The organism is Mycobacterium canetti CIPT 140010059 (genome assembly GCF_000253375.1).
Taxonomy (GTDB): domain Bacteria; phylum Actinomycetota; class Actinomycetes; order Mycobacteriales; family Mycobacteriaceae; genus Mycobacterium; species Mycobacterium tuberculosis.
On record NC_015848.1, the window covers coordinates 319,516 to 345,360 of the forward strand.

Consider the following 25,845-nt stretch of genomic DNA (forward strand, 5'->3'; position numbering starts at 1 on the left):
CGCTAGACGTAGGCCAAGCCCGCGGGTGCGGTGGTCGCCGGCACGAGCTCGCCGGCGCTCTTTAGGCCCCGACGCACATAAATCGCCCAGGTCAGCACCGAGGCGACCAGGTAGAACACCCCGAAGGCCCAAAATGCCGAGGTGGCCGTGCCACTGGTCAGGTAGGACTCTCGCAGAGCCAGGTTGACGCCCACTCCGCCGAGCGCGCCGACCGCCCCGGCCAGGCCGATCAGCGCGCCTGACATCGACCGCGACCACTGCCTGCGCTCGGCTTCACTGATCTGCAGCGAATGGCTGCGCGCCTCGAAGATCGACGGAATCATCTTGTACACAGAGCCATTGCCGATGCCGGACAAAATGAACAGAGCCGTGAAGCCGATGACGTAGCCGACCATCGTCGCAGTCGGCATCGGCCCGGCCAGGTGGTCACCGAAAGTGCTTGCGCTGATGAGTATTCCGGTGGCCAGCAGCATGGCGCAGAAGGCAGCTAGGGTGACTCGGCCGCCACCGATACGGTCGGCGAGCTTGCCGCCATATATTCGGGACAGCGATCCCAATAGCGGCCCCAGGAAGGCGATCTGGGCCGCATGCAGCGAGGCCTGCGCCGTGCTCTGACCGCTGGCGATGAAGTTGATCTGCAGCACCTGACCGAATGCGAAAGAGAACCCGATGAACGAGCCGAAAGTGCCGATGTACAGCAGCGAGATCACCCAGGTGTGCGGCTCGGACACTACCGCACGCATGGTGTTCAGCTCGATGCGATACTCCGTCAGGTTGTCCATGTACAGTGCGGCGCCGAGGCCGGCGACCGCCAGCAGCACCAGATATATCGCGCACACCCAGTAGGGCTCGCGGTCACCGGCCGTTGCGATCACCAGCAGGCCGACCAACTGCACCATCGGCACCCCGAGGTTGCCGCCACCCGCGTTGAGCGCAAGCGCGGCGCCCTTGAGTCGTTGCGGAAAGAAAGCGTTGATGTTCGTCATGGAGGCGGCGAAGTTGCCGCCGCCGAGGCCGGCTAGCGCACCGCACACCAGATACGGCCACAGTGGCAAACCAGGGTTGGCCAGCAACAGAATGCTGCCAACGGTCGGAATCAACAGCACCAGTGCGGAAAAGATGGTCCAGTTGCGCCCCCCGAACTTTGCGGTGGCAAATGTGTAAGGGAAGCGCAGGCATGCCCCGACCAAGGTCGCGGTGGCGCCGAGCAGGAACTTGTCGCCGGCGGAAAAGCCGTACACCGATGTGGGCATGAACAGCACCATCACCGACCAGAGGGACCAGACGGAAAATCCGACGTGCTCGGCGGCCACCGACCAGATCAGATTGCGTCGGGCGATGAATTTGTTGCCGGCCTCCCACGCCACCGAGTCTTCGGGATCCCAGTCGGAGATCTGGTGGGAACGGCCCATACTGACCCCTATCGTGATCGACGTTCTCGATCACGCTAGAAATCCTTTGTTGCCCGGGCGCTTCCGGTAGTGACCCCGGCGTGAACTTTCGCTCACACGGTTACCGCCAGCGTGTGAGGGCGGCCGTGCAGCGGAGCGGATTACCAGACGTCGCCCGCGCGCCAATCGCACATTAGCTCCGCCGAGGTGTCCAGGCTGATGTCGATGGGCAGGACGAACACCGTTCCGTCGTCATCGGGTGTACGGACCGGACCGGTTGGTGCCAGCACCGATGTCGGGCCGTGCCAGGGCAGCCAGCCGCGTGAGGCGTACAGTCTGCGGGCCCGCGCCGAGGAACTGAGCGCTCCGAGCTGGTAAGCGCCGCGCATCACCTGCTCGACGGCGTCCAACAGCGCGCTCACCAGGCGTTGGCCCCGCCAGTCCGCCCGCACCGCAACGCCTTCGACGTACCCGCAGCGCAGCGCGTTGCCGCGGTAGATCAGTCGCCGCTGGATCACCGCGGCATGCGCGATGATCGCCCCGTGATGCCAGATCAGGGCGTGCATCCCACCCAGCGTGTGCTCCCAGTCGGTCTCGGTGAAGTCACCGGCAAACGCGCCGGTGACCATCTGACGGATGTCCTGGCGGGTCTCGCTGTCAAGATCGGCGGTGTGGACCAGGCGGGCCGTGTGTACCTGGGTGTGCACAGTCCCTGTCTACCAGGCTTGTGTTACACCCTGGCCAGGCAACCGAGACCGGGGCCGTGCCCAGTGCAGTCGCACATATTGGCCGGGCCGTATCTGCGCGACCTTGTCGATGTCCTCGTCGGTGATGACGCCGACGACCGAATAGCTTCCGGTGATCGGGTGATCCGGCCCCAGGATCACCGGTAATCCGTTGGGCGGCACCTGGATTGCGCCGCGGGTAACGCCTTCGCCGGGCAGTTGCCGATCCGGCCAGCGGTGCTGTAGCGGGCGGCCCTGTAGCCGCATTCCTACGCGGTCACTGCGGTTGGACGCCATCCAGATGGTATGCACCAACGCGTCCGGGTCCACCAGCCAGTCGTCGCGCGGCCCGGGCACCACCCGCAGCTCCACCAGATGCTCCTCGATAGCGGCCACCGGTGCCTGGTCGAGTTCGGGATAGTCGTCGGTGTGTTCGCCGACCGGCAGCACGTCTCCGGCCCGTAGCGGCGACGGGCCGATCGCCGACATCACGTCGTAGCTGCGTGACCCCAGCACGGGCTCCACACAGACGCCGCCGCGCACCGCCAGATAGGTCCGCAGCCCGGCCCGTGGGGTGCCCAGTGAGATCACCTGGCCGTCCCGGACGTGGTGAATGCTGTTGGTGCCGACCATGATTCCGTTCACGGTCGGATCGGTGTCGGCGCCCGTCACCGCGATGTCGACGTCGCCGCCGCGAACCCGCGCCGAGAAGCCGCCGAAGGTCACTTCGACCGTGGCCCAATCGTCGGGGTTGGCGACTAGCCGGTTGGCCAGCGTGTGGGAGCGGCGGTCGGCGGCACCGGATCGACCGACACCGAGATGGGCCAGTCCGGCACGGCCGAGGTCTTCGACGAGGGCCAGCGGTCCGCTGCGCAGGATTTCCAGTGTTGTCATGGCTGCTTCCTCCAGCTCAGGCGGCCCGGAACTGAACCCACATGCCCGGTGTGAGCAGCGCCGGCTGGGGTCGGTCGACATCCCACAGGACCGCGTCGGTGTGGCCGATGATCTGCCAATCGCTGGGCGCTTGAGATGGATATATCGCGCTGAATCCGTCGGCGAGGGCGACCGATCCGGGCGGCATCGAGGTGCGCCGTTCGGGCCGGCGCGGCACCCGCAGGCTCGGGTCGCCGTCGATCAGGTAGGCGAACCCCGGGGCGGACCCACTGAATCCCGCCCGCCATCCGGTGGCGGTGTGGGCGTTGATGACCGCTGCGGTGGTCAGGCCGGTGCAGCGGGCGACCTCGGCGAGGTCTGGGCCGTCGTAGACGACGTCGATTACCAGGTCGCATCGGTGATCGGCCGCAGCCACCGCCTCGGGGGTGACCCGCAACCTGCGCAGCCGCTGACGGGTGACCCCTTGGTAGCGGGGCGCGTCCAGCTTCACCAATACGGTGCGCGAGGCCGCAACGATGTCGACCACACCGGGTAGCGCCGCGGCTCGCAATGCATCGGTCCATGCCATTGCGTCAGCGGTGCTGTCACATTGCAGCATCAGCGCATGGTCGCCGTAGTCGAGCACGGTGCAGGCCAATGCCGCGTCCATAAAGACGTCCATCACACTCATGCGTCGACGGTAGCGCTGCAATCTTCGGCTCGGCCAGGGATTTTCGAGACTGCCAGAGGTGCCTTAGCAAATGCTCATGCGCCCAAGATCTGGCTGATCTGTGGCGGCAGTTGCTCGGCCACCACGGGATAACTCAGCACCGACGAGAAGGCGATGGCTCCGGCCTGTTCCTTGGAAGTGAAGATGTGGCGCCGCTGGGCGGTTGCCTGCGACGCCGCAATCTCCGGGTCGGCCAACAACGCCTTCTCGTCCTCGGGGCTCTCGGTCATCCAGATCAGCACATCGGCGGCATCAAGCACCGCTTTAATGTGATCGCGCGGAATGACGCCGCGCTGATCGACGGCGAAGGGTTTGATGCTGTCGGCGATCACCAGACCCATGTCGTTGAGGAAGTCAGTTCGCCAGCCCGCCAGGGTTGCGACCACGTTGCCCTGCCAGAGGCGACCCTGCAGCAACAGCGCCTTCTTGCCCCGCCAGCGCGGATGCCGCTGCGCCACCGCGGCGAACTTCTGGTCGACGGCCTCGATCAGCGACCTCATCCGGTCGGCCGCAAACACCGCCTGGCCGATCGACCTGGCCTGGTCCTTCCACGGCTCGAAGAATGCGTCGCCGCCGGACTGGGCGACGGTCGGGGCGATCGCCGACAGCTGCTGATAGGTATCGGCGTCCACCCCGGCGTTGATCGCCACGATCAGGTCGGGTTTTAAGGCGGCGATCCGGTCGATCTGAATCCCGTTGTCCAGGTTCAATACCGCCGGCCGCGCCCCGCCGAGCTTGGGCGCCGCCCACGGCCACACCGCAAACGGCTGGTCACCGAACCAGTCGGTCACCGCGATGGGCACCACATCGACCGCGAGCAAGTCGTCCTGCTCGGTGTAGCCGGCGCTGACCACGCGCTTGGGTGGCTCTTTGATGACGGTCTGACCGAACAGGTGGGTGATAGTTACCGCCGCGCCGCCAGGAGTGCCCGGCGGGGGTTTGGGCGATGAACAGCCCGCGAACAGCCCGGTGGCTGCTGCAGCCCCGGCGACCTGCAAGAATCCCCGGCGGCTGCATCCCTGTCGCACAGCGTGAGGGTATCGCGCGCGTTACCGCCGGCGTCGGGCGCTGGTACTTGCTGGCCCGTATCCGCCGCCGCCGGGGGTTTCGATCACCAGCGTGTCGCCCGGCTCGACGTGCGTTGAGCCGCATCCGGCCAACTCGACGGTGCTGCCGTCGGCGCGTTCCACTCGGTTGCGTCCCAGCTCTCCGGGGGAGCCGCCGGCCATGCCGTAGGGCCGAACCCGCCGATGACCGGAGAGCGTGCTGACCGTCATCGGCTCGGTGAACTCGAGGCGTCGGACGGCGCCGTCGCCGCCCCGCCAGCGACCGGCGCCCCCGCTGCCCTGACGTACGGCGAACTCGCGCAGCAACACCGGGTAGCGCCACTCCAGCACCTCGGGATCGGTGAGCCGGGAGTTGGTCATGTGCGTCTGCACCACCGAGGCCCCGTGGTACCCGTCACCGGCCCCGGAGCCCGATCCTACGGTTTCGTAGTACTGGTGCCGCTCGTTGCCGAACGTGACGTTGTTCATCGTCCCGGATCCCTCGGCCTGCACACCCAACGCGGCGAACAGCGCGCCGGTGATCGCCTGCGAGGTTTCGACGTTGCCAGCGACCACCGCGGCGGGATGGGTTGGTGCGAGCATCGAGCCTTCGGGGACGACGATACGCAAAGGGCGCAGGCAACCGTCGTTGAGCGGGATGTCGTCGGCGACCAGGGTCCGGAACACGTAGAGCACCGCGGCATTCACCACCGAGGTCGGTGCGTTGAAGTTGGTGTCCAGCTGAGCCGAGGTTCCGGTGAAGTCGATGGTCGCGCTGCGGGCGGCGCGGTCAACGGTGATGCGCACGGCGATCGTCGCGCCCGAATCCATGCGGTAGCGGTAGGCGCCGTTGTCGAGCCGGTCGATGACCCGGCGGACCGCTTCCTCGGCGTTGTCCTGGACGTGGCGCATGTAGGCCGCCACCACGTCGCGGCCGAAGTGGTCGATCATTTTTCCGACCTCGTCGACGCCCTTTTGGTTGGCGGCGATCTGCGCGCGCAGATCGGCGAGGTTGGTGTCGGGATTGCGGGAACCGAACGGCGCCTCGGTAAGCAGGCGCCGGGTTTCGGCCTCGCGGAACCGTCCGTTCTCGGCGAGCAGCCAGTTGTCGAACAGCACGCCCTCTTCGTGGATCTCGCGGCTGTCGGCGGGCATGGAGCCGGGGGTGATGCCGCCGATTTCGGCGTGGTGCCCGCGAGAGGCGACAAAGAATAGGACGTCCTCGCCGCCGGTGTTGAACACCGGGGTGATCACTGTGATGTCCGGCAGGTGGGTGCCGCCGTGGTACGGGTCGTTGACGGCGTATACGTCACCGGGCTTCATGCCGCTCAAGCGCCGGCGGATCACTTCCTTGACGGTGGTGCCCATCGAGCCGAGGTGCACCGGAATGTGCGGGGCGTTGGCGACCAGGTTGCCGTCCGGATCGAACAGCGCGCAGGAGAAGTCCAGCCGCTCCCGGATGTTCACCGACTGGGCGGTGGCTTCCAGCCGGAAGCCCATCTGCTCGGCGATCGACATGAACAGGTTGTTGAAGATCTCCAACAGCACCGGGTCGGCCTCGAAACCGGCCTCGAAACCGGCCTGAGTGGCCGCATCGGGCCGCGGCGGGGTGACCACTCGTTGCGCGAGCAGGTGCCCGGTCTCCGTCATCGTCGCCTGCCAGCCGTCGTCGACGACGGTGGTGGCGTTGGCCTCGGCGATGATCGCCGGACCGGTCAGCACGTCGCCCGGCCGCATCGCCTCCCTACGCCGCAGCGGTGCGTCGCGCCACAATCCGTTCGAATAGATCCGCACGGTTTCCGACGAGCCGGTGGTGTCGTTGGCCTGATCGCCCAGCTGGGACAGGTCGGGCTGGTCGGTGAGCCCGGTCGCCTCGACCGAGATCGCTTCGGCGATCAGCGGACGATCCAGCAGGAACGTGTACAGCGCGCGGTGGCTGCTTTCAAACGCCGTGGCCATGGTCTCGATCTCGGCCAGTTGCACGGGGATCGCGGTATCGGTTCCCTCATAGCGCAGGTGCACCCGGCGAACCACCCGGATGCGCTCACCCGGGACGCCCTCGTCCAGCAACTCGGCGCGGGCGGCTCGTTCGAGGGATTCCGCAACGCTGGCCAAACGCTGTGGCGCGGCGGGTCCGAGCGGGATCTCCACCGATTGTTCGCGCATTGCGGTGGTGTCGGCCAGGCCGATCCCCAGCGCGGAAAGCACGCCGGCCATTGGTGGGATCAGCACCGTGCGGATGCCGAGGGCGTCGGCCACCGCACATGCGTGCTGACCGCCGGCGCCGCCGAACGTCGTCAGCGCGTACCGCGTCACGTCGTGTCCCTTTTGCACGGAGATCTTTTTGACCGCGTTGGCCATGTTCGCCACCGCGATCCGCAGATATCCCTCGGCGACCTGCTCGGGTGACCGGTCGTCGCCGGTCCGCGCGGCGATGTCGGCGGCCAGGTCGGTGAAGCCACGCCGCACGGTCCCGGCGTCCAGCGGCTGGTCGCCGGAAGGACCGAATACGGACGGGAAGTGGGTGGGCTGGATGCGGCCGAGCATCACGTTGGCGTCGGTGACGCACAGCGGTCCGCCGCCGCGGTAGCAGGCCGGGCCGGGGTCGGCTCCGGCCGAGTCCGGGCCGACTCGGTAGCGGCTCCCGTCGAAATGCAGGATCGACCCGCCGCCGGCGGCCACCGTGTGGATGTCCAGCATCGGCGCGCGCAGCCGGACCCCGGCAACCTGGGTCGTGAAGACGCGTTCGTACTCGCCGGCGTAGTGCGACACGTCGGTCGAGGTGCCGCCCATGTCGAAGCCAATAACGTGATCGAAGCCGGCCAGCGCCGACATCCGCACCATGCCGACGATGCCGCCGGCCGGACCAGACAGAATCGCGTCCTTGCCGCGGAAGTGCCCGGCCTGCGCCAGCCCCCCGTTGGACTGCATGAACATCAGTCGCACACCCCGCATCTGGTCGGCCACCTGGTTGATGTATCGGCGCAGCACCGGGGACAAGTAGGCGTCGACCACGGTGGTATCCCCGCGCGGGACCAGTTTCATCAGCGGGCTGACCTCAGATGACAACGAGATCTGGGCGAAGCCGATGCGCTGCGCCAGCGTACCGATTTCTCGCTCGTGTCCCGGGTAGAGGTAACTGTGCAGGCACACCACCGCGACCGCGCGGATTCCGTCCGCATGGGCCTGCCGCATCTTCTCGCCCAATGCCTCCAGGTCGGGTGCCCGCAGCACCCGGCCGTCGGCTGTGACCCGTTCATCGACCTCGACGACCCGCTCATAAAGCATCTCGGGCAACACGATCCGCCGGTCGAAGATGCGCGGACGATTCTGGTAGGCGATGCGCAGGGCGTCGCCGAAACCGCGGGTGATCACCAGCAGTGTGCGCTCACCCGTGCGCTCGAGCAACGCATTGGTCGCCACCGTGGTGCCCATCCGCACCGCGTCGACGCGCGTGCCCGCCTCGCCGTTCGCTAGCAGCGCACGGATGCCGGCCACCGCGGCGTCGCGATAGCGTGCCGGGTTGTCCGACAGCAGCTTGTGGGTCAGCAGCCGTCCGTCCGGCCGGCGCGCCACAACGTCGGTGAACGTGCCACCCCGGTCGACCCAGAAGTGCCACCCCGCGCCAACCACCCGGACTCCCCCTTCACGCTCGCAGCCGGTCCCGTCCTCACAACGGCAGACGGGCCGAAGCCACCTAAAGGTATCTCCGCTGTAACAGCGTGCATCCGGGCCGGTAACAGGGTCTCTTTAGCGTCGAGCCGTCATTACCGCTGATGTCGCCCGCTTGTCGACAGGAGACCTAACCGATGGCACTCACCACCGCCCCGGCAATCGATTATGCGCTGCCACGCCAGCAGGATGAGGGCGATCACTGGATCGACGACTGGCGCCCGGAAGACCCGGTGTTCTGGGAGACGATCGGCAGGCCGATCGCCCGCCGTAACCTGATCTTCTCCATCTTCGCCGAGCACGTCGGCTTCAGCGTGTGGATGCTGTGGAGCATCGTGGTTGTCCAGATGACCGCCGCCGCTCCCGGGCACCCCGCCGCGTCCGGCTGGGCGCTGTCCGCCAGCCAGGCCCTATGTTTGGTCGCCGTCCCCAGCGGTGTCGGGGCGTTCCTCCGGCTGCCGTACACCTTCGCGATCCCGATCTTTGGTGGCCGCAACTGGACGACCGTCTCGGCGGCGCTGCTGGTGATCCCGTGCCTGCTGCTGGCTTGGGCGGTGAGCCACCCTTCCCTGCCGTTCGCGGTGTTGGTGGTGATCGCGGCCACCGCCGGTTTCGGTGGCGGCAACTTTGCCTCATCGATGGCCAACATCTCGTTCTTCTACCCGGAGAAGGACAAGGGTTGGGCGCTGGGCCTGAACGCGGCCGGAGGCAACATCGGGGTGGCGGTGGTGCAGAAGATCATTCCGCCCATCGTGGTCGCCGGCAGTGGGGTGGCACTGTCGCGTGCCGGACTGTTCTTCGTGCCCTTGGCCGTCGCCGCCGCGGTGTGCGCATTCCTGTTTATGAACAACCTCACGGAGGCCAAGGCCGATGTGAAGCCGGTGTGGCAGTCGCTGCGGCATGCCGACACCTGGATCATGTCGCTGCTGTACATCGGCACCTTTGGGTCGTTCATCGGGTATTCGGCGGCCTTCCCGACGTTGCTCAAGACCGTGTTTGGCCGTGGTGACATCGCGTTGGGTTGGGCCTTCCTCGGCGCGGGCATCGGTTCCCTGGTCCGTCCGCTGGGCGGCAAGCTCGCCGACCGGATCGGCGGTGCGCGGATCACCGCGGCCAGTTTCGTCATGCTGGCGGCCGGGGCGGCTGCGGCGTTGTGGTCGGTGCAGTCGGTCAATCTGCCGGTGTTCTTCGTCAGCTTCATGTTCTTGTTCGTTGCCACCGGCATCGGCAATGGTTCGAGCTACCGGATGATCTCGAGGATCTTCCAGGTCAAGGGCGAAGTCGCCGGCGGGGATCCGGAAACGATGGTGAACATGCGCCGACAGGCCGCCGGAGCGCTGGGCATCATCTCCTCGATCGGCGCGTTCGGCGGGTTTGTGGTGCCGCTGGCCTACGCCTGGTCGAAGGTGCACTTCGGCAATATCGAACCCGCCCTGCACTTCTACGTGGCGTTCTTCCTTGCCCTGCTCGTCGTCACCTGGTACTGCTACCTGCGTAGAACCACCCCCATGGGCCAGGTGGGGGTGTAGTTAGCCCGGCGGCGGTCTCACGTTGTGAGCCACGCGCAAACTCAGACTCTGCCGATGTCAACGCCCAACTCGGCACCGAGCTTGTCCAGCGGCATGGTGACGTGCTCTCGCTCGTGCACGCTGAGCCGGTCGCGCAGGTCTTCAAGCTCTTCCATTAGGCTCTCGTAGCGCTCAGCTGAGATGAGGATGGCTGCGGGTCGGCCATGATTCATCAACACGACGTCATCGTCGGCGGATTCACGCACAAGCCTGGATAGGTGAGCGCGGGCTTCACTAATAGGCACTAGACTGCTGGTCATCGGTAGACCCCCCTTCGGTGTCCGACGCGAGTAACGGTGATGACACGCGCTGCGTCGTCGACGATGTAAACAACGCGATAGTTGCCGAGGCGGATGCGGTAAGTGGTGTCGAAGCCACTCATCTTCTCGCAGCCACGCGGGCGCGGTTCGTCGGCGAGCGCGGCGACGGCGGTCAGGATGCGCCGCTGGTCGTGGCGGTGCAGCCGTTGGATTGCCTTAGCTGCCGAGTTCTCGATTTCGACCGCGTACCCACTTGCCATACCAAAAATGTACAGACTTCAGATGCATAATATAAGCGCTAATTTTGCCGACGCGCTCTCACCGCGGCCACGGGCTGTAGTCGGCGATCAGCTCCTCCTGCGGCGGGCGCTGGTCGGCCGGGACGTGCTGCAGGTTGATCCGGATCCGATACCAGATCGAACTCGGCCCGCGCATGCCGTCGACCAGCACATCGGCGGGCCGCAGCAAAGCCGCGGCGCCGGGATACCGGTCGCGCCAGATGTCCAACGCCGCCATCGCCTCGGCCCGCGTCTTGGCGCGGGCGATCTCGATCAGCGGCTTGGCGGATTGCGCCTTCTGCGGCGGACCCAGTTCCTCGGCCAGCATCAACAGCCGGTCGAGCCGGCCAACCGCGTCATCCATCCCGGCCCAGGGGTCACCGATGTCGGCCAACCGGCTGGGCACGGTGGCCATGGTGAACACCGCCGGGTCGCAGCCGGGCACCTCCTCCCAGTGCAGCGGCGTGGACACCCGGGCATCCGGGGTGGCCCGCACCGAGTAGGCCGACGCGACCGTGCGGTCCTTGGCGTTCTGGTTGAAGTCGACGAACACGCCCTCGCGTTCTTCCTTCCACCAACGACTGGTTGCCGCGTCGGGTAGGCGCCGTTCGACCTCACGCGCAACGGTCTGGGCGGCCAGGCGCACCTGGGGAAACGACCAGCAAGGCGCGATCCGGGCATAGACGTGAAAGCCCCGCGACCCGGACGTCTTCGGCCATGCGGTCAACCCGTAATCCTCCAGCACCTCCCGGACCACCAACGCGACCTCGACGACCCGCTGCCACGCGACCCCGGGCATCGGGTCCAAGTCCACCCGCAGCTCGTCGGGATGATCGAGGTCGCCGGCGAGCACCGGATGCGGATTGAGATCCACACACCCCAGGTTGATCACCCACGCCAGCCCGGCGGCGTCGTGAATGACCGCCTCCGCGGCGGAGCGGCCCGACGCATAGTGCAGCTCGGCCACGTCCACCCAGTCTGGCCGGTTTGCCGGTGCGCGCTTCTGAAACACCGCCTCGGCGGAGATGCCCTTGACGAAACGCTTGAGAATCATCGGCCGGCCGGCCACCCCGCGCATCGCCCCCTCGGCCACGGCGAGGTAATAGCGGACCAGATCGAACTTGGTGTAGCCCTTTCGATCGTTGTGAGCGGGGAAGACGACCCTGCCCGGATGCGTGACGATGACCTGGCGTCCGTGCACGTCCAGCGACACCGGGGCGGCCATGCGGCTCATGGTAATTTGCGACCCGCCTCACATAGGGTGAGGTCATGCCTAACCTCACTGATCTGCCCGGGCAGGCCGTCTCCAAGCTTCAGAAGTCCATCGGACAGTACGTCGCGCGCGGCACTGCCGAGTTGCATTACCTGCGGAAGATCATCGAATCGGGCGCGATCGGGCTGGAGCCGCCGCTGAACTACGCCGCGCTCGCAGCCGATATCCGCAAGTGGGGGGAAGTCGGCATGCTGCCGTCGCACAATGCCAGGCGCGCCCCCAACCGGGCGGCCGTCATCGACGAAGAAGGCACGCTCACGTTTTCCGAACTCGACGAGGCCGCACACGCGGTGGCCAATGGCCTACTGGCCAAGGGTGTCCGCGCCGGGGACGGCGTCGCCATCTTGGCGCGCAACCACCGCTGGTTTGTCATCGCCAACTACGGGGCGGCCCGAGTGGGGGCCCGCATCATCTTGCTCAACAGCGAGTTCTCCGGCCCGCAGATCAAAGAGGTGTCGGACCGTGAGGGCGCCAAGGTGATCATCTACGACGACGAGTACACCAAGGCCGTCAGCTTGGCCCAGCCACCGTTGGGCAAGCTGCGGGCGCTTGGTGTCAATCCCGACGACGACAAGCCGTCGGGCAGCTCCGACGAAACGTTGGCCGAGCTGATTGCGCACAGCAGCACCGCGCCCGCCCCGAAGGCGAGCCGCCGTGCGTCGATCATCATTTTGACCAGCGGCACCACCGGCACCCCGAAGGGGGCGAACCGTAACACACCGCCGACGCTGGCTCCGATCGGCGGCATTTTGTCGCACGTGCCGTTCAAGGCCGGCGAGGTGACGCTGTTGCCGTCGCCGATGTTCCATGCGCTGGGTTACATGCACGCCGCGCTCGCCATGTTCCTGGGCTCGACGCTGGTGCTGCGGCGGCGGTTCAAGCCCGCGTTGGTGCTGGAAGACATCGAAAAGCACAAGGCGACATCCATGGTCGTCGTACCAGTGATGCTGTCGCGGATCCTCGACCAGCTGGAGAAAACCGAACCCAAGCCCGACTTGTCGAGCTTGAAGATCGTGTTCGTATCCGGATCGCAATTGGGTGCCGAGCTGGCCACCCGCGCGCTGGGGGACCTCGGCCCGGTCATCTACAACATGTACGGCTCGACCGAGGTCGCGTTCGCCACCATCGCCGGCCCCAAGGATCTGCAGTTCAACCCCAGCACGGTGGGGCCCGTCGTCAAGGGGGTGACGGTTAAGATCCTCGACGAGAACGGCAATGAGGTGCCGCAGGGTGCCGTTGGCCGGATCTTTGTGGGCAATGCCTTCCCGTTCGAGGGTTACACCGGCGGCGGTGGCAAGCAGATCATCGACGGCCTGTTGTCGTCCGGCGACGTCGGCTACTTCGACGAGCGCGGCCTGCTGTATGTGAGCGGCCGCGACGACGAGATGATCGTCTCTGGTGGTGAGAACGTGTTTCCCGCCGAAGTCGAGGATCTGATCAGCGGGCATCCCGACGTGGTGGAGGCCGCCGCGATCGGCGTCGACGATAAGGAGTTCGGTGCCCGGCTGCGCGCGTTCGTGGTCAAGAAGCCGGGAGCTGACCTCGACGAGGACACCATCAAGCAGTACGTACGCGATCATCTTGCCCGCTACAAGGTGCCGCGGGAGGTGATCTTCCTCGACGAGCTACCGCGCAACCCCACCGGCAAGGTCCTCAAACGTGAGCTACGCAAGCTGTAGCTGCTCGCGCGGGTACTTACGGGTCGCGGGGTAGGCCCAGCAACCGCTCGGCGATGATGTTGAGCTGGACCTCCGACGTGCCCCCGTAGATGGTGGTGGCCCGGCTGGCTAGCAGGTACTCGCCCCACTTGCCGGGCAATCGCTCTGTGTCGCCGATCACCGCATCGGTGCCAAAGGACGACACCGCGAATTCGGCATAACCCTGGCCGGTGCGCATGGACAACAGCTTGGAGATCGCCGCCGGCGCCATCGGGTCACCCCCGGCCAGCGTCAACAGCGTGGAGCGCAAGTTGAGCAGCTTGGTGGCGTGGCCCTCGGCGATCAATTGCCCGGCACGGTGTCGCGCGACCTGGTCGAACTGTCCTTCGAAACGGTAATCGCGAACGAAGTCGACGAACTCGCCCAGGGTGGGGAGGAAGGTCGAATCGCTGCCGCCGATCGACACCCGCTCGGCCGTCAGGGTGTTGCGGCTGACCTCCCACCCCCGGTTCACCTCCCCGAGCACCAACTCGTCGGGGACGAACACGTCGTCGAGGTAGACGGTGTTGAAAAACTCCTTACCCGTGAGCTCGCGCAGCGGCTTCACTTGTACGCCTTCGCTTTTCATGTCCAGCAGGAAGTAGGTGATGCCGTTGTGCTTGGGCGCCGACGGGTCCGTCCGCGCCAGCAGCGCACCCCATTGGGAGTACTGCGCGCCGGTGGTCCAGATCTTCTGACCAGTGATGCGCCAGCCACCGTCGACCCGGGTGGCCTTGGTTGCCAGGCTAGCCAGGTCCGATCCCGCGCCCGGCTCGGAGAACAGCTGGCACCAGAAAATGTCGCCTCGGAACGTTGGCGGCAGGAGGCGCTGCTTCTGATTGTCGGTTCCGAACGCGACGATCGACGGCACGATCCACGTCGCGATGGCAATCTGCGGCCGCTTGACCCGCCCGGCGGTGAACTCCTGGGCGATGATGATCTGCTCGACCGGGCTGGCGGCCCGACCCCACGGCTTGGGCAGATATGGCAGCACCCACCCACCTTCGGCGATCGCGACAGTGCGCGGCTCTCGCGGCATCGCCTTCAGCGCGGCGACTTCGGCCCGGATCTGGGCCCGCAGCTTCTCGGTAGAGGGGTCCAGGTCGATGTCTACCGGACGCATACCGGCAGTCGTCGCGGTGTCCACCACCCGCTGCGGATACTCCGAGCCGCGGCCAAAGCACGCGGCCAGCATCAACGCCCGGCGGTAGTAGACGTTCGTGTCATGCTCCCAGGTGAAGCCGATGCCGCCGTGCACCTGAATGCAGTCCTGCGTGCAGCGCTGAGCGGTCGCCGGTGCCAGCGTCGCCGCCACCGCCGCCGCGAATTCGACGTCGGAGCTAGATTCGCCCGCCTCGTCTAAGGCTCGCGCCGCGTCCCACACCGCGGCGGTGGCCCGCTCGGTGTCAGCGATCATCTCGGCGCACTTGTGCTTGATCGCCTGGAATTGCCCGATCGGCCGGCCGAATTGTTCGCGGATCTTGGCATATGCCGACGCGGTGTCGGTCGCCCACCGCGCGACGCCAACGGCTTCAGCGGACAGCAGGGTGGACATCAGCGCGTGAGCGGTCGTCATCGTGAGGTTGCTCAGCAGGGCGTCGTCGCTGACGTCGACCGCGTTGGCCCGAACATGCGCGATGGGCCGCAACGGATCCAGGCTCTTGACCGCTTCGATCTCGAGCTGATCGTTGCGCAGTACAACCCACTCGTCACGGCTTTCGATGGCCACCGGTAGCACCAGAACGGAGGCTTGCGCCGCGGCCGGAACCGCGCGGACTTCGCCCCGGATCACCAGCACGTCGCCATGGCGGGTGGCGGTCAGCCCGGAATCTAGCGCGTAGGCGGCGATGGCCGCACCGGTTGCCAGTTCGGCGAGGACTTTGGCTTGCGGATCATGGGCTGCGATCAGCGCGCTAGCGATCGCCGACGGCACGAACGGCCCGGGCACGGCGCCGTAGCCGAACTCGGCAAGCACCACCGCTAGCTCGAGGATGCCGAAACCCTGGCCGCCGACCGACTCGGCCAGATGCACACCCTGCAAGCCTTGTTCGGCCGCGGCCTGCCAGTATGGCGGCGGGTTTTCGACCGGTGATTCTAGCGCCGCGTGCAGCACCTCGGACGGCGCTACCCGCGCCACCAGGGAACGCACCGAATCGGCCAGCTCATAATGCTCAGGAGTAATAGCGATCGACATTGCTCGCCTTCCCATGCTGTTGGACGTTTCGGCCAAGCACCTTCCAAGCTAACAACCGGTGGGTCGGTTATTAACGTTGGCTAGCGGATGGCCGGCGAAATGGGTGAGAACACTCAGCGCCACCGCTTGGCTATCCACTTGGCGATGGTGTCGGCCTGCTCGCTGCGGGCGCCCGGGGTGGTGAAGTAATGGTCGGTGTCGATCGAGACCTGAGTCTTGTCGCTGCTGGCGAGCCCGTCGTAGATCTGCTGGGCATCCGACGGGAAGATTCCGGTGTCGGCCTCGGCGTTGAGCACCAGGGCCGGGCAGGTGATCCGGGCCAGGTGGGGTGCGGCACGGGTTTGGGCCACCCGCAGGCTCCACATGCCCAGCCAGCCGCGCAGCGTGCAGGCCGCGGCGATGCCGTGTGCGGAGCGGTTCGCCTTCACCGGCGTGCCCGCGTAGCACTGGTTGGGCCGACGCTTGGTCGGTTCGATGCTGGGATCGACCATGCGCGGGTCGGCCCAGGTACGCATCACGCTGAACGGCCGATCAGAAAAGCCAGCTGCGCGAACACGTTTGAGTTCGGATTCGGCCCAGTCGGTGATGGTGTGGTTGCGTTTGACCTGCGCGGAGCGATACCGGCTGATAAACTCCGGTGAGTACGGCGGCCCGTTGCGTTCGTCGAACAGGTCAAGTTCGGGATCGGTTGCAACCGGATCATTTTCGTCAATGACGGCGGCGTCCATCCAAGCGGTGAGCACATCCGGACGGCCGGGATGAGCTGCGGCGGCAACGTATGCGTCGGCGGCCGGCAATTCGGTTACCCCGGCTGCGGGTCGCATACCGTCCAGGGGAGTCACGTTCGGATCGACCGCTTGTGATTGGTAGGCGGCCATCAATGAGCCACCACCTGAATTGCCAAGCAACACCACTGTTTCCACGCCCTGAACTTCGCGGAGCCAGCGCACCCCGACGCCGATGTCGACCAGTGCGTGATCGAGCAGAAAGCTGCTTTCGAAACCACGGAATCGGGTGTTCCAGCCCAGAAACCCGATGCCGCGGATCGCCATGTACTCGGCGAGATAGTGCTCGGAGAAATCGATCTGGTAGTGCGCGGCGATGAGCGCCACCTTCGGTTTGCGTCCCACGCTGTGGTGGTACAGCCCCTGGCATGGGTGCCCACCGGCAGCCGCACGCCCCGCGGTTCGCGACGGCAGCCCGACGAACTCTCGGATGACCCCGGGCGTGGCAGCACGACCAGTCAATTTGAGCTGTCCTCCTTACTGTAGATGGCGCGGTAGTAAATGTTGGCCAAGGTCTGGATGCACGCCTGATCGTCAGGTTGTCCACGGCGTGAACGCTTACCGCTGAGCTGCAGGTAGCAAAACTGGTTGAACATTGCCACAATCGCCTCGGCCATCAACTGGGGGTCATCGCCGACGCAATAGCCGTGCGCCTGAGCGCGTTTGACCGTCTCGGTGATGAACGATATTGGAATCTGGCATATTTCGGACCAGTATTGCGCGAAGTCATCACTGACCATCGCCAACTGTGACACGCTGATCGCTTCTGCGAGGCGGTTGCGGTAGGTGTACCAATGGGCGGCAGCGGCTTCATACGCGCGCTCGCGGTCGGATAGGCCGTGCCGGATCACCGACAATGCCCGCTGGTTGGCGTCGTCGCGGAAGCGCAGCGCCCACTGCCGGACCATCGCCTCTTTGGAGTCGTAGTAGTTGTAAAAGGATGCCGCCGAGCGGCCGGCTTCGGCGGTGATGTCGGCGACGGTGGTCGCCAGGATCCCGTTGCGCACCACGACCGTCCGCGCGGCGGCGTCGATTGCGGCCTGGGTCCGCCGACCGCGTTGCGTCGGGAAGTCCGGCACCTGGGCACCTCCCTGGAACAAAACTGAACCTGATGTTAGATTCAGATTCAGAGCTTGGCCAGGCCGCCGTCCCGGGGAGCCAATGGGAGCCGCACGATGATCAAGCCGCACAACACCAACACCGAATTCGAGCTTGGTGGGATCAACCACGTCGCGCTGGTGTGTTCGGACATGGCGCGCACCGTGGACTTCTACAGCAACATCCTGGGGATGCCGCTGATCAAGGCGCTCGATCTGCCCGGCGGCCAAGGGCAGCACTTCTTCTTTGACGCCGGCAACGGCGATTGTGTCGCCTTCTTCTGGTTCGCCGATGCACCTGATCGGGTGCCCGGTCTTTCGTCGCCGGTTGCCATCCCCGGCATCGGCGACATCACCAGCGCGGTGAGCACCATGAACCATCTGGCGTTCCATGTACCCGCCGAAAGGTTCGACGCCTACCGGCAGCGGCTCAAGGACAAAGGCGTGCGGGTCGGCCCGGTGCTCAACCATGACGACAGCGAGACGCAGGTGTCCGCGGTGGTGCATCCCGGTGTGTACGTACGCTCGTTCTACTTCCAGGACCCCGATGGGATAACTCTGGAATTCGCTTGCTGGACAAAGGAATTCACTATGAGCGACGCGCAGGCCGTGCCGAAGACGGCGGCTGACCGGCGACCTCCGGTGGCTGCGGATCGTTAGCCCCGGATTTGGCAGCTGTTGCCGCTACCCGGGGACGGGACAAGTTTGGGTCGGTGAGTTCATCGAGCAGCGCAGCTAGCTGATCGACCAGCTGGTCGGGATCGAGTCGCACGTCACCGGCCAGCCAGGCGCTGATGGTCTGCCCGACGCCGCCGACGGCGAAGTGTGCGACCGCCTTGACGTGGTCATTTGCCGGTGCGTGCAGGGTGTCGACGGCATGTTGGCCGGACAGCATGGCGAACAGGGCGCTGGATTCCGCACGCTTGCGGGTGATCACTGCGTTGGCCAGCTGTGTGCTGAACAGCAGGCGTCCGACGCGGGCGTCTGCGGTGATGGTCCGCACGATGTTGGCCATGCCCGCGCGAGTCTGCTCCCGCGCCGGTACCGCCGTGACCGCGGCCTGAGTGGTGGCGACCAGCTCGGCCACCACCCAGTCGAACACGCGACCGACGAATTCGTCCTTGTCGGTGAAGCTTTCGTAGAAGTAGCGCACCGACAGGCCGGCCCGCCGGCAAATGGTGCGGATGGTTAGCTCGGCGATGTCGTGCTGGTCGGACCCCAACAGGTCCAGGCCGGCGGAGAGCAACTGGCGACGGCGCGTCGCCAGTCGCTCGGCGGCCTCGACGCCGCGGTAGGGTCGATCACTGCGCGTCATACGGATCATCTTGACACTCGGGCACGATACCGGCCAATATCAGGATACAGGTGTTTCCATAATTAGCGGCAGCGCCGGGAGGCCTTCGGATGGCGATTTCGCTGGTGGCTCACCAGCCCATCCCCCACGTCGAGCGTCCAATGGCCGACCCACCCCGTCTCCAGCTGGCCAGGCGCCGGCGATCGGCGGCCGGGCCGGGCGGTAACGAGGACAGCTTGATGGGAGTGGCGCTGCTAGCCGGCCCGGCCAACGTGATCATGGAGTTGGCGATGCCGGGTGTCGGCTACGGCGTGTTGGAGAGCCGTGTCGAAAGCGGCCGGCTGGACCGCCATCCGATCAAGCGGGCGCGCACCACCTTTACCTACGTTGCGGTGGCCGTTGCCGGCAGCGACGACCAGAAGGCGGCCTTTCGTCGCGCGGTGAACAAGGTTCACGCGCAGGTGTATTCGACTCCGGAGAGCCCGGTGTCCTACCACGCGTTCGATCCCGAACTACAGCTGTGGGTGGCGGCATGCCTCTATAAGGGCGGCGTCGATGTCTACCGGACCTTCGTCGGCGAGATGGATGACGAAGAAGCCGACCGCCATTACCGCGAGGGCATGGCGATGGGCACCACATTGCAGGTGCCGCCGCAGATGTGGCCACCGGATCGGGCGGCATTCGACCGGTACTGGCAGCAATCACTGGATAAGGTGCACATCGATGACGCCGTCCGCGACTACCTGTATCCGATCGCGGCGCTCCGCATACCGGGTATCCCGCTGCCGGGTCCGCTGCGGCGGAGATCGGAGGGTATCGCGCTGCTGATCACCACCGGCTTTCTGCCGCAGCGGTTCCGCGACGAGATGCGGTTGCCGTGGGACGCGACCAAGCAGCGGCGCTTCGATGCGCTCATGGCCCTGGTGCGCACGGTGAATCGCCTAATGCCGCGGTTTGTCCGGGAGTTCCCGTTCAACCTGATGCTCTGGGACCTGGACCGGCGGATGAGGCGCGGGCGCCCGCTGGTGTAATCGCCGGCTTCGCGTGGACCGTTGCCGGTAGACCGCTCGCTAGATTGGCGGGCGAATATGGCGCACAGAGGCAAACCGGGCGAAATCCCTATCCAGGCTCACCACGGCGCAGTGATGCTCCACGGCGATGGCCGCGAGTACCGCGTCAGGTATCAAGTCGCCCGATGCGTCGGCCTCGTCGCAGAGTTTTCGCAGCAGCATGAGGTGTCTGGGGCCGGGGCTTGTCGGAAGGTGATGGGGCTGGGCGGTGACGGCGTCGACGAATGCGAATGCATCCGCTCGTGGTGACGGAATCTCGAAGATGCGTCGATTCGTTGTTAGCCGGAGGAACGACGCCCACACTAGGTTCGGCACTGTGAAGGGGTCGTCGGCCGCAAGCAGTCGATCGAACCAGGGGCGGACGGTTCGGTGATTCGGATGGTCACCGCGGTGTGCCGCCAGCAGCACGTTGGCGTCGAGAAGGAACATTGCCGTTCTGCGCCTATTGGGGGTTACTTCCGGGAGTTCAGTTCCAGGCCCTCGTCAAGCACTTCGGACAACACCCTATTCGAGGTCAGGTCGATACCTGGCCGCGGACCGGTGCCGGCGTCAAAAACGGGGACGGTTGGCCGGGCGCCGCCGGTGTGGGCGGCGGCGAGCTCCCGCCGAAGGGCGTCTTCGATCACAGCGCCCAGCGATTGACCACGCTCGCGGGCTCGGCGTTTGGCGGCAGCCAGTAGTTCATCCGAGATTGACACGGTGGTGCGCATGATGCTCAGGATAGCGCATCTACGGCATCATCTGCTCCCGCCGGCGCCGCCGGCGCCGCCTTGCTGGATGCTGGTAAATGCTGCCCCGCCGTGCCCGCCGGCGCCGCCGGCGCCGCCGAAGCCGAAGAGTAAGGCGCCGTTCCCGCCGGTTCCGCCGGCCCCGCCGGCAAGGGAGCTGGCGCCACCGCTGCCGCCGGCGCCACCGGAGGCGCCGAGGGAGAGTAGGCCGGCGTTGCCGCCGTGCCCGCCGCCGCCGGTGGTGATCCCGGACCCTCCGGAGCCGGCGGCGCCGCCGGTGCCGCCGGCTCCGAACAGTCCGCCGTTCCCGCCGTTCCCACCGGCCCCGAAGTTCGTGCCGGCCCCGCCGGTGCCGCCAGTTCCGAACAGTCCGCCGTTCCCGCCGTTCCCGCCGGCTGCGTTGAACCCGCCGGCCCCTCCGGCTCCGCCGTTGGCGAACAGTCCGCCGTTGCCGCCGGCGCCGCCGACGCCGGCCGGGACACCGCCAGCGGCGCCGTGGCCGCCGGTGCCGGCCGCGCCGAAGAGCAAGCCGGCGTCGCCGCCGCGCCCGCCGGCCCCGCCGATGCCAGCGACGCCTATGGAGTTCCCACCGTTGCCGCCGGTGCCGCCGGAGCCGATCAGCAAGGAGACCCCACCGGCGCCGCCGGCCCCGCCGATCCCTCCAGCACCGGTGGCTATCCTGCCGGTCCCGCCATTGCCACCGGTACCGAACAAGATCCCGCCGGCCCCGCCGGCCCCGCCCGTAGCCGTGGCGGCGGTGTTGGTCGCACCGTGCCCGCCGTTACCGCCGTTGCCGAACAACCACCCGCCGGCCCCGCCGGCAGCCCCGGTCCCCGGGGTCCCGTTGGCGCCGTTGCCGATCAGCGGACGCCCAGTCAATGTCTGGAAGGGCTCATTCACCACATTGAGCGCTGCCTGCTGCAGGGTATGGACTGAGTTGCTGACTGGAGCATTGGATCCGTCTAGTCCTATTAGCTGCCGGCCGAGGCCGCCGAGGCCGGCCTTGCCCGCGGCTGCGCCGGTCCCGCCGCTGCCGCCGTTGCCGCCGTTGCCGATCTGCACGCCGTTACCGCCCGCTCCGCCGTTGCCGCCGGTGCCGGTCACGCTGGCGCCGCCGTCACCGCCGTTGCCGCCGTTGCCGATCAAACCGGGTATGCCACCGGCCCCGCCGGTGCCGCCTGGACCGGTGATAGCAGCGCCGCCGGCGCCGCCGGCGCCGCCGGAGCCGTTGAGCAGGCCGGCGTTGCCGCCGGTGCCTCCTATCCCGCCGGTGGTGCGGCCGAACCCGCCGGCGCCGCCGGCGCCGCCGGAGCCGAAGAACATGCCCGCGTTGCCGCCGTCCCCGCCGGCCCCGCCGTCCCCGCCGGCGCTGGCAAGGCCTTCCCCGCCGGCACCGCCGGCGCCGCCGGCGGTGAACATCCCGCCGGCCCCGCCCGCACCGCCGGCCCCGCCGGAGGCGGTGGTGGCCAATGCGAGCCCGCCGGCGCCGCCGACCCCGGCGGCGCCGAAGAGCAGGCCGGCGTTGCCGCCGTCCCCGCCCGCACCACCGGCCCCGCCGGTGGTGTTCGTTGAGGCTCCGCCGGCCCCGCCGGCTCCGCCGGCGCCGAACAACATGGCGTTCCCGCCGGTACCGCCGGCCCCGCCGATCCCGCCGGTGTTGGTGGCGACCCCGCCGGCGCCGCCCGCCCCGCCGCTGCCGAGCAGCCCACTGGCCCCGTCGGCCCCGCCAGTCCCGCCGGTGCCCCCAACGGCGTTGTTCGCCGCGCCGGATCCGCCGGCGCCGCCGTTGCCGATCAACCAGCCGCCGGGCGCGCCGTCGGCCCCGGTGCCCGGGGCGCCGTTGGCGCCGTTGCCGATCAGCGGACGCCCGGTATTTGCCAGGAAGAACTCGTTAATCGGATCCAGCAGCGGCGACACCGCGGCGGCCTCGGCGGCCGCGTACGCGCCGCCACCGGAGGTCAACGCCTGCGTGAACTGGGCATGAAACGCCTGCGCTTGGGCGCTGAGCGCCTGATAGGCCTGGCCGTGGGCGCCGAACAGCGCCGCAACCGCCGTCGAGACTTCATCGGCACCCGCGGCCAGCAGTGCTGTGGTGTTGGCCGCCGCGGCCGCGTTGGCCGCGGCGATGCTCGACTCGAGACTGGCTAAATCCGTTGCCGCTGCCGCGATAACCTCTGGCGCCGCAATCACAAACGACATCTGACACCTCCCGACGGGCATGACCGCTCTGTCGCGCCGACCTGGGCCTCCCCGGTCACCAGCGAAAATCGGCTGTAAGAAGCAGCCCATTTCGAGGGGCAACACCTGGGGGGTTTGTCGAATTCTGGTAGGTAACTTCGCGGGCCGGGTAAACCCGGTGCGTCCTGTCAGGTGAGTCGAGGGCAGCCCGCAGGCTGATGCTGGGGTATCTGGGCCGGCCGACCATGGCTGGCCGGCGGGTGTTCTGAGGGCCGGTTCGCTGGCTATGGCAGGCCGTTGAGCCCGTTCTCGCCGATCAGCAGCCCGCTGGTGCCGCCCGCGCCCGGCGTGCCGCCGGCTTTCCCGCCGTTGCCGCCGTTGCCGCCGTTGCCGATCAGCACGGCGTTGCCGCCGACACCGCCATTGCCGCCGGTACCGGCGCCAAACCCGCCGGCACCGCCGTCGCCGCCGTTGCCGAACACCCCGGCCGTACCGCCGTTGCCGCCGACCCCGCCCTTGGCGGCACCGCTGGCGCCGCCGGTCCCGCCGGAGCCGCCGGAGCCGGAGAGCATGCCGGCGTTGCCGCCGGCCCCGCCGGCCCCACCAGCGCCGATGTTGCTGTACCCGCCGGCGCCGCCGGCGCCGCCGTAGCCGAAGAGCAAGCCGCCGGCTCCGCCGACCCCACCGATCCCGCCGCCGTCGGTCAAGCTGGAGCCGCCGCTACCGCCGGCGCCACCCGAAGCGCCCAGGGAGAACAAGCCCGCGTTGCCGCCGGCCCCGCCGGCGCCGCCGGGGACCGCGGCGGGGGTACCGTGGCCGCCGGAGCCGCCGGTGCCGCCGGCGCCGAAAAGCCCACCGTTCCCGCCGGCACCACCGGCCCCCGGGCCGAGGGAGCCGCCGGCGCCGCCGGTGCCGCCGGCGCCGAACAGCCCGCCGTTCCCGCCGGCCCCGCCTGTCCCCGCATCTCCGCCCAACCCGCCGCTCCCGCCGGCCCCGCCGTTGGCAAACAGCCCGCCGTTCCCGCCGGTGCCGCCGGTGCCGCCGGCTTTAGTGCTGGCGCCGGCCCCGCCGGTTCCGGCGGCGCCGAAGAACGATCCGGCGTTACCGCCGTCCCCGCCGTCCCCACCGGCGGTGAGGCCGGCGCCGCCGCTGCCGCCGTTACCGCCGGAGCCCATCAAGAAGGCCGCCCCACCGGCGCCGCCGTCCCCGCCGGTGCCCGTCGTGCCGACGCCGCCGGCCCCGCCGGTGCCGCCGGTGCCGAAGAAGATCCCGCCGGCGCCGCCGTCCCCACCGTCCCCGCCGTTGGTACCGGTCGCCCCGGACCCGCCGTTGCCGCCGTTGCCGAACAGCCACCCGCCGGCCCCGCCGTCAGCCCCGGTTCCAGGAGTCCCGTTGGCGCCGTTGCCGATCAGCGGGCGGCCGGTGAGCGTCTGGAAGGGCTCGTTCACCACATTGAGCACATTTTGCTGCAGGGTGTGCAGTGGCGAGGTGCTCGCGGGAGCATTGAATCCGTCTAGACCGAGCAGCAGCCCGCTGACGCCGCCCACTCCGGCCTTGCCCGCGCCAATCCCACCGCTACCGCCGTTACCGCCATTGCCGATCAACACGCCGGTGCCGCCGATCCCGCCGTTGCCGCCGGTCACCGCGCTGGCGCCACCGTTACCGCCGTTGCCGCCGTTACCGATCAGCCCGGGGGTGCCGCCAGCCCCACCGATCCCGCCGGCGAAGCCCTGGCCAACTCCGCCGTTGCCGCCGGCGCCGCCGGAGCCGAAGACCGTGCCGGCGTTGCCCCCGGGGCCGCCTTGCCCGCCGTCGGCGAAGCCGAATCCGCCGGCGCCGCCGGAGCCGCCGGAGCCGAAGAGCAGCCCAGCGTTGCCGCCGGCGCCGCCGGCGCCGCCTATGCCGCCGGCCGTGAGAGTACCGCCGTCCCCACCGATTCCGCCGGCGCCGCCCGCGGCGCCGAGGGCGAGCATGCCGGCATTGCCGCCGGCCCCGCCGTCCCCGCCGGCGACCAGGCTGTGTCCGCCGCTGCCGCCTTCCCCGCCTGCGCCGAACAGCCCGCCGGCCCCGCCGGCCCCGCCGACTCCGCCGAAGCTGCTGTCGGCGAACCCGCCATGCCCGCCGGTGCCGCCGGCGCCGAACAGCCCGCCAGCGCCACCGGCCCCACCGGCCCCGCCGGAGCTGCCGGCCCCACCGGATCCGCCGACCCCGCCGGTGGCGAACAGCCCGCCGGCCCCGCCGGCGCCGCCCGCCCCGCCGAGTGCACTGCCGTTCGTGAATCCGCCGGCCCCGCCGACTCCGGCGGCGCCGAAGAGCAGGCCGGCGTTGCCGCCAGCCCCGCCGGCGCCGCCGGCCCCGCCCGTGAGGGCTACTACGCCGCCGCCGGCGCCGCCGGCGCCGCCGGCGCCGAACAGCATGGCGTTGCCGCCGGCTCCGCCGGACCCGCCGATCCCACTGCTGGCGACCCCGCCAGCGCCGCCGGCCCCGCCGTTGCCGAGCAGCCCGGCCGCCCCGCCGTTGCCGCCGGCCCCGCCGTTGACGCCGGCCGCGCCGGAACCGCCGGCCCCGCCGTTGCCGATCAACCAGCCGCCGTCCCCGCCATTGGCCCCGGTGCCGGGGGCGCCGTTGGCGCCGTTGCCGATCAGCGGGCGCCCGGTATTCGCCAGGAAGAACTCGTTGATCGGGGCGAGCAGCGGCGAGGTGGCGGCGGCCTCGGCGGCGGCGTACGCGCCGCCACCGGAGGTCAACGCCTGCACGAACTGGGCATGAAACGCCTGCGCCTGGGCGCTGAGCGCCTGATAGGCCTGGCCGTGGGCGCCGAACAGCGCGGCGATGGCCGTCGACACCTCATCGGCACCCGCGGCCAGCAGTGCTGTGGTGTTGGCCGCCGCGGCCGCGTTGGCCGCGCTGATGCTCGATCCGAGACTGGCCAAATCCGTTGCCGCTGCCGCGATAACCTCTGGCGCCGCAATCACAAACGACATCT

General features: G+C 68.3%; 20 protein-coding genes and 1 pseudogene. 4 read left to right on the forward strand and 17 right to left on the reverse strand.

Features of this window, described 5'->3' with window-relative positions; translation table 11 throughout:
• Positions 1–2: 2 nt before the first annotated feature.
• From MCAN_RS01410 to MCAN_RS01435, 6 genes are all read right to left on the reverse strand, one after another.
• Positions 3–1,412, reverse strand: coding sequence for an MFS transporter (locus MCAN_RS01410; protein ID WP_003401360.1), 1,410 nt, complete (start codon positions 1,410–1,412; stop codon positions 3–5).
• Between the two features lie 140 nt (positions 1,413–1,552).
• Complete coding sequence (gene aac(2')-Ic, locus MCAN_RS01415) at positions 1,553–2,098, reverse strand: aminoglycoside N-acetyltransferase AAC(2')-Ic (RefSeq protein ID WP_003899880.1); 546 nt, start codon at positions 2,096–2,098, stop codon at positions 1,553–1,555.
• Positions 2,099–2,107: 9 nt separating this feature from the next.
• A complete protein-coding gene (locus MCAN_RS01420) occupies positions 2,108–3,010 on the reverse strand; it encodes a 5-oxoprolinase/urea amidolyase family protein (RefSeq protein WP_014000141.1) in 903 nt (300 codons plus the stop codon).
• A gap of 16 nt (positions 3,011–3,026) precedes the next feature.
• On the reverse strand, positions 3,027–3,659 hold the full coding sequence (locus MCAN_RS01425) for a 5-oxoprolinase subunit B family protein (protein ID WP_003401370.1): 633 nt from the start codon (positions 3,657–3,659) through the stop codon (positions 3,027–3,029).
• Positions 3,660–3,754: 95 nt separating this feature from the next.
• On the reverse strand, positions 3,755–4,747 hold the full coding sequence (locus tag MCAN_RS01430; RefSeq protein WP_014000142.1) for an ABC transporter substrate-binding protein: 993 nt from the start codon (positions 4,745–4,747) through the stop codon (positions 3,755–3,757).
• 21 nt (positions 4,748–4,768) lie between these two features.
• Entirely contained in the window at positions 4,769–8,398 is a 3,630-nt protein-coding gene (locus tag MCAN_RS01435) for a hydantoinase B/oxoprolinase family protein (protein WP_014000143.1), read from the reverse strand.
• A gap of 176 nt (positions 8,399–8,574) precedes the next feature.
• On the opposite strand from MCAN_RS01435, the gene MCAN_RS01440 reads away from it, so the two are divergent.
• Positions 8,575–9,966 (forward strand): NarK family nitrate/nitrite MFS transporter, encoded by a 1,392-nt coding sequence (locus tag MCAN_RS01440; protein ID WP_003401380.1) that lies wholly within the window; start codon positions 8,575–8,577, stop codon positions 9,964–9,966.
• Positions 9,967–10,007: 41 nt separating this feature from the next.
• Here MCAN_RS01440 and MCAN_RS22890 read toward each other — a convergent pair whose 3' ends face one another.
• The 3 genes from MCAN_RS22890 to MCAN_RS01455 are packed head-to-tail and all read right to left on the reverse strand — an operon-like array spanning position 10,008 to position 11,777.
• Positions 10,008–10,265, reverse strand: a complete 258-nt coding sequence (locus tag MCAN_RS22890) for a type II toxin-antitoxin system Phd/YefM family antitoxin (RefSeq protein ID WP_003911137.1) — start codon at positions 10,263–10,265, stop codon at positions 10,008–10,010.
• A complete protein-coding gene (locus MCAN_RS22895; protein WP_015287785.1) occupies positions 10,262–10,525 on the reverse strand; it encodes a type II toxin-antitoxin system RelE family toxin in 264 nt (87 codons plus the stop codon). The genes MCAN_RS22890 and MCAN_RS22895 overlap by 4 nt, the downstream gene beginning before the upstream one ends.
• 58 nt (positions 10,526–10,583) lie before the next feature.
• Positions 10,584–11,777 (reverse strand): DNA polymerase domain-containing protein, encoded by a 1,194-nt coding sequence (locus MCAN_RS01455; protein ID WP_003401386.1) that lies wholly within the window; start codon positions 11,775–11,777, stop codon positions 10,584–10,586.
• A 35-nt stretch (positions 11,778–11,812) separates the two neighbouring features.
• On the opposite strand from MCAN_RS01455, the gene fadD2 reads away from it, so the two are divergent.
• Positions 11,813–13,495, forward strand: a complete 1,683-nt coding sequence (fadD2, locus tag MCAN_RS01460) for a long-chain-fatty-acid--CoA ligase FadD2 (protein WP_003899884.1) — start codon at positions 11,813–11,815, stop codon at positions 13,493–13,495.
• 16 nt (positions 13,496–13,511) lie between these two features.
• Here the strand turns inward: fadD2 and MCAN_RS01465 are convergent, their stop codons facing one another.
• From MCAN_RS01465 to MCAN_RS01475, 3 genes are all read right to left on the reverse strand, one after another.
• The gene (locus MCAN_RS01465; protein ID WP_014000144.1) at positions 13,512–15,707 is read right to left on the reverse strand and encodes an acyl-CoA dehydrogenase family protein; all 2,196 of its coding nucleotides are present in this window, start codon (positions 15,705–15,707) and stop codon (positions 13,512–13,514) included.
• 113 nt (positions 15,708–15,820) lie between these two features.
• Positions 15,821–16,954 (reverse strand): alpha/beta fold hydrolase domain-containing protein, encoded by a 1,134-nt coding sequence (locus MCAN_RS01470; protein WP_003401394.1) that lies wholly within the window; start codon positions 16,952–16,954, stop codon positions 15,821–15,823.
• Positions 16,951–17,571, reverse strand: a complete 621-nt coding sequence (locus tag MCAN_RS01475; protein WP_003401397.1) for a TetR/AcrR family transcriptional regulator — start codon at positions 17,569–17,571, stop codon at positions 16,951–16,953. Before MCAN_RS01475 ends, MCAN_RS01470 begins: the two co-directional genes overlap by 4 nt.
• A gap of 96 nt (positions 17,572–17,667) precedes the next feature.
• Here MCAN_RS01475 and MCAN_RS01480 point away from each other — a divergent pair, with 96 nt between their 5' ends.
• Positions 17,668–18,249, forward strand: a complete 582-nt coding sequence (locus MCAN_RS01480; RefSeq protein WP_014000145.1) for a VOC family protein — start codon at positions 17,668–17,670, stop codon at positions 18,247–18,249.
• Here the strand turns inward: MCAN_RS01480 and MCAN_RS01485 are convergent.
• The gene (locus tag MCAN_RS01485; RefSeq protein WP_003902925.1) at positions 18,179–18,904 is read right to left on the reverse strand and encodes a TetR/AcrR family transcriptional regulator; all 726 of its coding nucleotides are present in this window, start codon (positions 18,902–18,904) and stop codon (positions 18,179–18,181) included. The genes MCAN_RS01480 and MCAN_RS01485 overlap by 71 nt on opposite strands.
• An 89-nt stretch (positions 18,905–18,993) precedes the next feature.
• Between MCAN_RS01485 and MCAN_RS01490 the strand changes: the two genes are divergently transcribed.
• Positions 18,994–19,914: an oxygenase MpaB family protein gene (locus MCAN_RS01490; protein ID WP_014000146.1), complete on the forward strand. Its 921-nt coding sequence runs from the start codon at positions 18,994–18,996 to the stop codon at positions 19,912–19,914.
• Between the two features lie 39 nt (positions 19,915–19,953).
• Here the strand turns inward: MCAN_RS01490 and MCAN_RS01495 are convergent, their stop codons facing one another.
• The 4 genes and pseudogenes from MCAN_RS01495 to MCAN_RS01510 all read right to left on the reverse strand — a co-directional run.
• Positions 19,954–20,382 carry a type II toxin-antitoxin system VapC family toxin gene (locus tag MCAN_RS01495; protein WP_014000147.1) on the reverse strand — a complete coding sequence of 143 codons (429 nt, stop codon included), beginning with the start codon at positions 20,380–20,382 and terminating at the stop codon, positions 19,954–19,956.
• Between the two features lie 23 nt (positions 20,383–20,405).
• The gene (gene vapB25, locus MCAN_RS01500; RefSeq protein WP_041180000.1) at positions 20,406–20,663 is read right to left on the reverse strand and encodes a type II toxin-antitoxin system antitoxin vapB25; all 258 of its coding nucleotides are present in this window, start codon (positions 20,661–20,663) and stop codon (positions 20,406–20,408) included.
• A gap of 27 nt (positions 20,664–20,690) precedes the next feature.
• Complete coding sequence (locus MCAN_RS01505; protein WP_014000148.1) at positions 20,691–22,880, reverse strand: PE family protein; 2,190 nt, start codon at positions 22,878–22,880, stop codon at positions 20,691–20,693.
• A 249-nt stretch (positions 22,881–23,129) separates the two neighbouring features.
• Positions 23,130–25,843 (reverse strand): annotated as a pseudogene (locus MCAN_RS01510) (PE family protein); the annotation flags it as partial.
• Positions 25,844–25,845: the final 2 nt, after the last annotated feature.

Excerpts from the sequence above, each read along its gene's own strand:
- MCAN_RS01410 (WP_003401360.1), bottom strand. The coding sequence starts at position 1,412 with ATGGGCCGTTCCCACCAGATCTCCGACTGGGATCCCGAAGACTCGGTG.
- MCAN_RS01420 (WP_014000141.1), bottom strand. The coding sequence starts at position 3,010 with ATGACAACACTGGAAATCCTGCGCAGCGGACCGCTGGCCCTCGTCGAA.
- MCAN_RS01425 (WP_003401370.1), bottom strand. The coding sequence starts at position 3,659 with ATGGACGCGGCATTGGCCTGCACCGTGCTCGACTACGGCGACCATGCG.
- MCAN_RS01440 (WP_003401380.1), top strand. The coding sequence starts at position 8,575 with ATGGCACTCACCACCGCCCCGGCAATCGATTATGCGCTGCCACGCCAG.
- MCAN_RS22890 (WP_003911137.1), bottom strand. The coding sequence starts at position 10,265 with ATGACCAGCAGTCTAGTGCCTATTAGTGAAGCCCGCGCTCACCTATCC.
- MCAN_RS22895 (WP_015287785.1), bottom strand. The coding sequence starts at position 10,525 with ATGGCAAGTGGGTACGCGGTCGAAATCGAGAACTCGGCAGCTAAGGCA.
- MCAN_RS01455 (WP_003401386.1), bottom strand. The coding sequence starts at position 11,777 with ATGAGCCGCATGGCCGCCCCGGTGTCGCTGGACGTGCACGGACGCCAG.
- fadD2 (WP_003899884.1), top strand. The coding sequence starts at position 11,813 with ATGCCTAACCTCACTGATCTGCCCGGGCAGGCCGTCTCCAAGCTTCAG.
- MCAN_RS01465 (WP_014000144.1), bottom strand. The coding sequence starts at position 15,707 with ATGTCGATCGCTATTACTCCTGAGCATTATGAGCTGGCCGATTCGGTG.
- MCAN_RS01480 (WP_014000145.1), top strand. The coding sequence starts at position 17,668 with ATGATCAAGCCGCACAACACCAACACCGAATTCGAGCTTGGTGGGATC.
- MCAN_RS01485 (WP_003902925.1), bottom strand. The coding sequence starts at position 18,904 with ATGACGCGCAGTGATCGACCCTACCGCGGCGTCGAGGCCGCCGAGCGA.
- MCAN_RS01490 (WP_014000146.1), top strand. The coding sequence starts at position 18,994 with ATGGCGATTTCGCTGGTGGCTCACCAGCCCATCCCCCACGTCGAGCGT.
- MCAN_RS01495 (WP_014000147.1), bottom strand. The coding sequence starts at position 20,382 with ATGTTCCTTCTCGACGCCAACGTGCTGCTGGCGGCACACCGCGGTGAC.
- vapB25 (WP_041180000.1), bottom strand. The coding sequence starts at position 20,663 with ATGCGCACCACCGTGTCAATCTCGGATGAACTACTGGCTGCCGCCAAA.
- MCAN_RS01505 (WP_014000148.1), bottom strand. The coding sequence starts at position 22,880 with ATGTCGTTTGTGATTGCGGCGCCAGAGGTTATCGCGGCAGCGGCAACG.